The sequence below is a fragment of the Curvivirga aplysinae genome (assembly GCF_009711445.1).
In the GTDB taxonomy this organism is placed as follows: domain Bacteria; phylum Pseudomonadota; class Alphaproteobacteria; order UBA8366; family Aestuariispiraceae; genus Curvivirga; species Curvivirga aplysinae.
Genome location: NZ_SMMC01000092.1, coordinates 1 through 8,744 on the forward strand (window position 1 = coordinate 1; position 8,744 = coordinate 8,744).

Genomic DNA, 8,744 nt, shown 5'->3' on the forward strand with positions numbered 1-8,744 from the left:
TGATTCAAGACTTGATTTAACTTTCAGTTGAGAATATATGCGCAGTTATTAAGAATGATTCTCAATAACCACATAAAAACTACGCTTAACCTAAGGGGTAGCTCTCATGAAAATAGCTGCAAAACTCTCCATCTTCTCAACTGTGATACTTTTCCTTGCGACGGCTTGTGTCGGCGGTGTTTCCATCTACACATTGAAAAGTGAGCTAGAGCGCGCTGCAATTCAACAACAAGCACAGTCCTTGCGTATGGCAGCACTGGGCGTAAAGATGCATTATCCATCTTTAACTTATCAAATAAATCGTGACGGAATGGTCCGCAATTTAAGAATTTCTGAATTGCCAAAATTCACTGACCATAAGATGATTGATAAAATCACAGAAGCGACAGGAGATACGGCAACTATCTTCGCATGGGATGAGAAGAGCCAAGATTTCTGGCGCAAAACAACGAATATTGTCAAAGATAATGGCCAACGGGCTGTTGGTACACAACTAGGACAGAATGGGCGTGTCTATCCTATTGTCACAAATGGTCAAACCTATTTAGGCGAAGCTACCATATTGGGCAAAGATTACTTCACCGAATATAGCCCGATCAAAAACAACGATGGTAAGGTAATCGGTATTCTATATGTCGGTATTGAAAAAGCAAAATCCGATCAATTTTTCTATAGTATTGCTATAAACATTATTATAACCGCTGTACTTGTTTTAATAGTTTTCTTAGCTGTGACATTAGTCATTTCAAATAAAGGTATTGCACCAATCAAACGGTTAACTGTTGCTATGAGAGAACTAGCTGCAGGTAAGCTAGATCAAAGTGTAGAGGGAACGGATCGACAGGATGAAGTTGGTGATATGGCAAATGCAGTGCAGATTTTCAAAGAAAATGCGATAGAGCGTCAGCGTTTACGTGCCGAACAACAGCAAGAACAAGAAAAACAATTATTGCGTGCAGAAAATGTAACTAAACTCACTGCCGATTTCGATTCAGAAGTCAGCATTATGCTTACAAATGTTTCAAACGCTGTAGAAACATTACAGTCCGCATCTGTTGCTTTAAACGACAATGCAGCGACAACAAGTATGCAAGCAGCAAATGTTTCAGCAGCGACGCATCAATCTGCTCAGAATGTTGAATCTGTATCTGCCGCTAGTGAAGAGTTTTCAGCATCTATTCGCGAAATAACAAATCAGGTTCAACAAACAACAAACTTACTTGCTGAATCCGTAGAGAAAACAGAAACGGCCTCTGCAAAAATCGAAATTTTATCTGAAGCATCAGACCGAATTAGTGAAGTTGTAGGCTTAATCAGTGATATCTCTGACCAAACCAACCTTCTCGCACTTAATGCGACTATTGAAGCGGCACGTGCAGGTGACGCGGGTAAAGGTTTTGCCGTTGTTGCAAATGAAGTAAAATCGCTCGCAGCACAAACAAGTAAGGCAACTGAAGAAATCGGTAGTCAGATCAGTAATATCCAATCTGAAATGGGAGGGGCTGTAACTGCGATCCGAGAGATTTCTGAAATCATTGAAAACATTAATCATATGTCTTCCACCGTTGCCTCCTCTATTGAAGAGCAAAGTGCGACTATTCAAGAAATCAGCCGAAATGTTGCACAAGCTGCAGATGGCACGCAGGAAGTCGCTCGTAACATTACCCATGTAACAACTGCTGCCAATGACACAGGTGACCGTGCCCAAGCGGTTTCGGGATCAGCCGATAGTCTTGCAGATATTTCAAATAATCTAAAAGGGTATGTACAACAATTCCTTTCAGATGTCAGATTAAAGAACTAAACAGAAAAGAAGCGTTGACCCCTCTTTGAATAAAGAGGGGTTTTCTTTATTCGATTGCGAGTTAAGATATTCTCATCCCTTGCTTAAAGAGACTTTAGAATATGCAAACTCACTTGAAGTATCTGACGACAATTATTCTTCTTCTGGTTTTATCAGCTTGCACAACACCAAACCGCGACTTTATTGCGGCTACTCCTCAAAACTATGAAAACGCAGAAATTCCAGACTTTCCCAAAATTCGTTACTGGGGTGATGATGTTGCACCTCATGTGTATGATACTGTTGAAAAGCTAAAAATAATTGTAAAAACCTATCCACATACAAAAGAGCATATAGACATTCTCGCACTTTCTGGTGGTGGTGAAGATGGCGCTTATGGCGCAGGTTTCCTTAAAGGATGGACTGAAAGAGGAGATAGACCAGTTTTTGCAATGGTAACGGGCATATCAACGGGTGCAATCATTGCACCCTTCGCTTTTCTTGGGCCTCAATATGACGATCGTCTTGAAGAATTTTACACACAAACTACAGACGAAAAAATCTTTGATTTCACATTGCTCAGAGCTTTGTTTGGTGGTTCTTCGATTAGCGATAACCAACCACTTATAGACATAATTGAACGTGAAATTACAGATGAAATCGTCGAAGCAATTGCACAAGAAAGCCGTAAAGGACGGTTTCTACAAATTGGAACCACTAACCTAGATGCACAACGTCCAATGATTTGGGACATTGGACGCATTGCTGAATCAGGACATCCAAAGGCAACCCAGCTTATCCGGGATATTATTACCGCATCAGCAGCCATCCCCGGTGTTTTTCCACCTGTTTTGTTCGAGGTCGAGGTTGACGGACAAAAATTTCAGGAACTTCACGTAGATGGCGGTGTAACACATCAAATCTTTGTTTATCCGCGAAAATTGGATGTACGAGGATTAGAGAAATATATGAACGCATATCCAGAGAAAAACTTTTGGTTGATCCGTAACACAAAGATTGCACCCGAATATAGTTCAACAGAAATGGATATTGCCTCTCTTTCTGGAAGGTCCATAAGTACTTTAATTAAATATCAAGGCTGGGGCGATTTAATAAGTATTGAAGATATTGCTCATCGGGACGGGTTTAACTTTAACCTCACAACCGTACCTGAGGGTTTTTCTGCCCCAATCAATGGAGTTTTTGATCCTGAATATATGTCAGCTTTATTTGAAGTTGGCTATCAACAAGGATTAAGTGGATATGCTTGGCAAACAAGCCTGACCGATGAAAAAAACTTCGAAATATTAGAAGCTGAAGAAAAGAAAAATCGGCTCAATGAATAAAGCCTTATAATTTCTATAATTTAATTTCTGGTTTAGGTAATTTAATTACGCAATAAAATTACCTTTATTGTGAAAATTCCATTTATTGATCGAAATTAATAACAATTCCTTAAAAATGGATTGACGTATCTTATTAATAAGGTCAGTATCACTGACATATTAATAAGAGGAATATGCCATGTCTTGGGATGATAAATTTTCCAAAGATGCTGGATCTATTGATGCATCTGAAATTCGTGAGTTATTAAAAATTTTGGCTGATCCGGAAATCCTGTCTTTTGCAGGCGGTATTCCTGATCCAGATCTATTCCCGATGGATAAAGTCCGTGCCTTTCGTGAACGTATGGCAGACGCACCTGACCAAGATCGGAAGTTAATGCAATATTCCCAAACGGAAGGTTATGAACCTTTACGTCTATGGGTTGCTGAGAAAAATTCTACCGACATGCTTTCTCTTAACAAGAATAACGTCTTGGTAACTAACGGTGCACAACAATCCTTAAGTCTTCTTGCCGCAGCTATGATTGATGCGGATACGCCTATTGCAGTTGCAAATCCTACTTACTTGGGGGCTTTGCAAGTATTCGGCAGCCGTCGCCCAAAATATTTTGCTGTGAAAACGGATGAGCATGGCTTAGTGATAGATGCGGTTGAAGATGCATTTAAACAAGGCGCTAAGTTTCTATATACCATTCCAGACTTCCAAAATCCGGGTGGCATGACGATCCCATTAGATCGCCGTCAGAAGATCATCGAATTAGCGCATCAATATGACGTAGCCATCATCGAAGATACTGCCTATCGTGAGTTATATTTTGATGCCCCTCCTCCAGCTTCTTTACTAGAAATCGAAGCTGAATTTCTGGGTAAAGATCAATGGAATAATAAAGGTTTAGTGATCCAACTTGGTACAGCCTCAAAAACATTGATGCCGGCCCTACGTGTGGGGTGGTCGATTGCGCCTACCGCATTATTGGACAAACTGGTTTTAATGAAACAAGCAAATGACCTTCATACATCCACAGTAAATCAGATTTTGGCGTATGAACTGGCAGCTGAAATCATGGACACACATCTGGAAAAATTACGTGAAGTATATGGAGAACGTCGTACAGCGATGGTCGACGCACTTACACAGAACCTGCCCAATAGCGTAAACTTCACTGCCCCTAAAGGTGGTATGTTTGTTTGGCTAAATCTGCCAGAAGGCATGAATGCACGAAAGCTTCTTGAAAAATCCTTGGCAAGCGAAAAAATTGCCTTTGTCCCTGGCGCAGCTTTCCATGCCAATGGTGGCGGTGAAAACACCATGCGACTGTCCTTCTCAACCTGCACCCCAGAAGTCATACATGATGGCATGAAACGACTAGCCGATCTGATACGATCAGAATTATAAACAAAACAAAGGCGACCAATTGGTCGCCTTCTTTATCTTTTATCTCTTTTTTGTGCTTTACCTGCAGCCTTCATCAAGCGTTGGAATTTAGAACATTCAAGATGGCTTGGCGCGTCACAATTTGCCGCATGCCGTAAACCATCACGTACTGCTTTCAATTCCTTTATTTGTTTATCCATCTCATCTGCTTTGGACATCAATTGAGAACGATCAATCTTTAGCACTCCTTGATGCGTGAACATATCCGCAATTTCATCCAAGCTGAAACCAGCCCTTTGCCCCAGAGCAATAAAATTCAACTTGTTCAATATAGAAGTATCAAAAAGGCGCTTGATACCTCGTCTACCAATAGATTGAACCAAGCCTTTTTCTTCATAATATCGAAGCGTAGACGCCGGAACACCTGATTGTTTCGACACTTCACTTATATCAATTGCTTTATACATATTTTCTACATTGACCTAAAGTTAACTTGAACTTTTATGATAGCTGAAAATACAGATTTAAATCAAATGAGGATTCGAAAATGGATGTAAATTTTTGGCATGATAGATGGGAAAGTAATCAAATTGCTTTCCATCAAAGTGAATTAAATAGATTTCTAATATGCTTTTCCATCGTGAAGTTAATTAATACCTGTCCTTTCAGCGGTATTTCATTTTTCTGAATGATGGAAAAGCCCTTTGCTTTGAAGAAAGGTACAGCGATATGAGACGCTTCAACATATAAACGTTTAATATCACTAGAATTAGCTATTGTTTCTATATGCTTATACAAGGCAGATGCGACACCTTTTCCCTGATAATCTGGATGGGTATAAGTGCAGTCAATATGACCATCCTTTTCCAATTCTATAAAACCCGCTACTTTACCACCAATGATCCCAAGATACGGTTTCTTTTCATCCAATCTTTTTCCCCAAGCTATATAATCGGGTGGTGTTGAAGCCCAAGCTTCTTTTTCATCTTCGGTATAGATAGACGGATCAATTGCATGAACAGAAGCATGATATAAATCTGCAATTTCATTCGCATAACTGGATGAATAATTTATTATTTCCATTACCCTAAAATCCTAATTTCAAACCCGACTCACATTCTCCAATTCAGCAAGTTTAGCCAAATTACGAAGTTCTGTTTCCAGTTTCTTTTTTTGCTTCACTTTTAATTTCTGTCCCGGTTCAAGCCAGAAATTGTTTCATTTAGTCTTCCCCTTTTTCCCGCCAACTTAAAAAAAGTGCTGTCGCGGCATTGACTGGTTCTTTCCAGAATCCCTTCGGATCAGTTTTACGAAGATATTCTGGAATTCTAATGTTAATAATAATTTTCTTGTTTCTATCCCACACCTCTCCATTACACGACCTTCCTTGAGTGCAGGTAAGACTCAAAATTATATTATTTTCTGAAAGAATAATGTGATCTGGGTGACTTTTCGGAGCATATTCCAGTAGATTATAAAAACCGTCTGCAAGCCCGGTCTTTTCAACGCCATCCACGCCCGGCCAGGTCACAAAAAACTTCACAACATATTCATTTTCATCTGGCGGAATACGCCCATATTCGCAAGGACGATAAGGAGGTGATGCAGGGTATCTCGTATTATATTCCACATGCCTTAAAGATGGCATCCAAAAAGCGAATCGTGACGAAGGCAGCATAGAACCATCATCCAGCAAACTAGAATTAAAGCGTCCAGTTGTCGCATCATAACCTGTACTATCGGCTCTTTCGACAAGCTTATCTATATATTCCTTGCGAGTAGGTACTTTATCACGATCAAACATATACCATGGATTAATATAACCAAGAGGGATGCGAAACCATGCATCACTCATCCATAAATAGTTTAATTCATCCAATCTTGGCCCTTCTCCAACGGGTCCGTTTTTCCAGTTACTCCAATACTTGAAAATTCTCTCTATTTTATGATCAAGTGGACCACGTTGATTACAAAGTATTTCATCTGCATATGAAGTGTTAGGCATCAAGAGATAAAATATCAAAACCAATAGAACGATTTGACAGACTAAATTTTGACGCAATTTGGTTGGATTATTTGTTATCCCCATAAGCTCCCCCCTACGTTCAAACCCAATTCACACTTTCTAATTCAGCAAGTTTAGCCAAATTACGAAGTTCTGTTTCCAGTTTCTTTTTTTGCTTCACTTTTAATTTCTGTCCCGGTTCTAACCAGAAATTATTAACATTCAAGCATTTCTTCTTACGATCCGCCTTTGCTTCTATTCGACCAATAAAATTATCTCCTTCCAGAATTGGGTATACATAATATCCCCATTTCCTTTTCGCTTCCGGTACAAAGACTTCCAATCGATATTCAAACCCAAAAATATTTTCCAAACGTGTGCGATTTCTTACCGCTGGATCAAAAGGATTAATAATGCGAATTTCTGGGGAAACATCGGGAAGTTGCGTTATTTTTTCTTCTATATCTTTAAAGGCATAAGCTGACATCCAGTTACCATTGGCAGTTTCCCATTCAACCTGAACAAGCTTGTCTGAATTTCGCTCAATCCAGTCATGAACCTCTTTAATGTCCTTAGCATCCCAAAATTCTTTAATCTCTTTTGCCGTCGCAATAGTTAACCTTTTTAGGGCCGCCTCACATAGCCAATCAACTTGCTTCCGTTCCGATAACAGGTTTTCCATATGTGTTTTTGGAATAATACGTTCTGCCAAATCATAGAATTTAGTAAATTTCACGCGATGAGAGGTGGTTAACACCCCCGTATACCAAAGATAATCCAATACCCGTTTATGCGGAGGACGCGCCCAAGCTTCTTTCTTTCCCGTAATCTTACTTTCAAAATCTTTTGTTGAAAGCGATCCTTCGGCGGAAATACGCTCGATAAGTGTATCTTTCCAATCCTTTACATTTTGTGGATTATGATAAGATGACTTTTCAATCCTCACTTTGAACCGATCAAAATTACGTCGCCACATAGGGTAAAATTCCATCGGCAAAATTGAAGCATCATGGGTAAAATGCTCAAATACCCCCTCTTCTTTACCAATCAAATCATCCAACATATGCTCTCGATAATCTGAATGGCGGCTCCAAATGATATGGTGATGAGCCCGTGAGATATTCTGGATTGTATCCAGCTGTACAAATCCCAGTTTGTTGATGATCTCCATGATATCTAACTTGGTATCTTGAGATGTTAACAAACCATTCACATCCAACCAAAGCCGTCTCATCAAACGGTTATCAATTTTTACAGCCACGATATGCTCTCATTAATTTAGCATTGAATTTTATTCGAAATGAACCAACAAGAACATAACGTAAACTTATATCAGATATTACACAACACAGATTTTCTAGTTTCTTCAGAATAAAGCATCCAGATGTTCGACAAGCCGATCAAAAACAAATCTAATTCTTTTGTTTGTTCTTAACTCTCTGTGGGAAATCACCCAAGTATCAATGGGAAATCCGGGTATATCTTCACATACTTTTTGGACATCATGATCATCTTTAACAACCACCTCAGGCATCACACCAATTGCTATCCCTTTTTTTACAATATTCCAATGCACTAGATGGCTCTGCGTGATTATAGGAAAGTTGCCTTCATTAACATCAATTCCATGTTCGTTTAATGCCTTCATCCATATAGAATTATCGACCATGCCAATAAACGGCATCTCATTTAGAGCCTCTTTAGTTTTAAAAGGTCCGTGCTCCTCTACAAATTGATTACTCGCATATAAATAAGCTTTGGTGGTTTTGACTTTCTTTGCAATTAAATCCAATTGATCTGTCAGCCGATTTCTAATTGCAATATCTGCTTCCCTTCTCATCAAATCTTTTATTTCGTTAGATGAAATAATTTCAATGACGATTCCCGGCTGCTCTTTTCTAATATTTTCCACAAACTCCGGCATGACAAATGCGGAAAAAACTTCACTACAGGTTATCACCACACGTCCACTAATATCTGTGGACTTGCCACTCACTGCGAAAGAAAACTTGTTTGCCGCATCGGCCATATCTTTCACATATTCAACCAGATCTAATCCGGAAGGTGTAATTTCAACGCCACGCCCGACACGCTCAAAAAGCACCACACCAAGTTCTTCTTCCAAGGCAGCAATCTGACGCCCAAGCGTTGACTGTGTCACATTCAAGGCACTCGCAGCGGCAGAAAAAGACTTCTCTTCAGCCGCCACTAAAAAAGCCTTAGCCCTATTCCAAT

General features: G+C 39.6%; 8 protein-coding genes. 3 read left to right on the forward strand and 5 right to left on the reverse strand.

The features are described from left to right. Positions 1-106: 106 nt before the first annotated feature. From E1160_RS02000 to E1160_RS02010, 3 genes are all read left to right on the forward strand, one after another. A complete protein-coding gene (locus tag E1160_RS02000) occupies positions 107-1,804 on the forward strand; it encodes a methyl-accepting chemotaxis protein (RefSeq protein ID WP_155153317.1) in 1,698 nt (565 codons plus the stop codon). Between the two features lie 101 nt (positions 1,805-1,905). Further along, positions 1,906-3,129 (forward strand): patatin-like phospholipase family protein, encoded by a 1,224-nt coding sequence (locus E1160_RS02005; RefSeq protein ID WP_155153318.1) that lies wholly within the window; start codon positions 1,906-1,908, stop codon positions 3,127-3,129. 178 nt (positions 3,130-3,307) lie between these two features. Next, the gene (locus E1160_RS02010) at positions 3,308-4,525 is read left to right on the forward strand and encodes an aminotransferase-like domain-containing protein (RefSeq protein WP_155153319.1); all 1,218 of its coding nucleotides are present in this window, start codon (positions 3,308-3,310) and stop codon (positions 4,523-4,525) included. Positions 4,526-4,557: 32 nt separating this feature from the next. On the opposite strand, the gene E1160_RS02015 is transcribed toward E1160_RS02010, so the two are convergent. The 5 genes from E1160_RS02015 to E1160_RS02040 all read right to left on the reverse strand — a co-directional run. After that, positions 4,558-4,971, reverse strand: coding sequence for a helix-turn-helix domain-containing protein (locus tag E1160_RS02015; RefSeq protein WP_155153320.1), 414 nt, complete (start codon positions 4,969-4,971; stop codon positions 4,558-4,560). A 133-nt stretch (positions 4,972-5,104) separates the two neighbouring features. Beyond that, positions 5,105-5,587, reverse strand: coding sequence for a GNAT family N-acetyltransferase (locus tag E1160_RS02025; protein ID WP_155153322.1), 483 nt, complete (start codon positions 5,585-5,587; stop codon positions 5,105-5,107). Positions 5,588-5,726: 139 nt separating this feature from the next. Next, complete coding sequence (locus tag E1160_RS02030) at positions 5,727-6,593, reverse strand: hypothetical protein (protein ID WP_155153323.1); 867 nt, start codon at positions 6,591-6,593, stop codon at positions 5,727-5,729. Between the two features lie 16 nt (positions 6,594-6,609). Further along, entirely contained in the window at positions 6,610-7,770 is a 1,161-nt protein-coding gene (locus E1160_RS02035) for a winged helix-turn-helix domain-containing protein (protein ID WP_218048655.1), read from the reverse strand. A gap of 105 nt (positions 7,771-7,875) precedes the next feature. Next, the coding region (locus tag E1160_RS02040) for a LysR family transcriptional regulator (RefSeq protein ID WP_155153324.1) at positions 7,876-8,744 on the reverse strand (869 nt) is incomplete at its 5' end.

Bases quoted from the DNA above. Each gene is read 5' to 3' on its own strand.
- E1160_RS02010 (WP_155153319.1), top strand. From the start codon at position 3,308: ATGTCTTGGGATGATAAATTTTCCAAAGATGCTGGATCTATTGATGCA.
- E1160_RS02025 (WP_155153322.1), bottom strand. From the start codon at position 5,587: ATGGAAATAATAAATTATTCATCCAGTTATGCGAATGAAATTGCAGAT.
- E1160_RS02030 (WP_155153323.1), bottom strand. From the start codon at position 6,593: ATGGGGATAACAAATAATCCAACCAAATTGCGTCAAAATTTAGTCTGT.
- E1160_RS02005 (WP_155153318.1), top strand. From the start codon at position 1,906: ATGCAAACTCACTTGAAGTATCTGACGACAATTATTCTTCTTCTGGTT.
- E1160_RS02000 (WP_155153317.1), top strand. From the start codon at position 107: ATGAAAATAGCTGCAAAACTCTCCATCTTCTCAACTGTGATACTTTTC.
- E1160_RS02015 (WP_155153320.1), bottom strand. From the start codon at position 4,971: ATGTATAAAGCAATTGATATAAGTGAAGTGTCGAAACAATCAGGTGTT.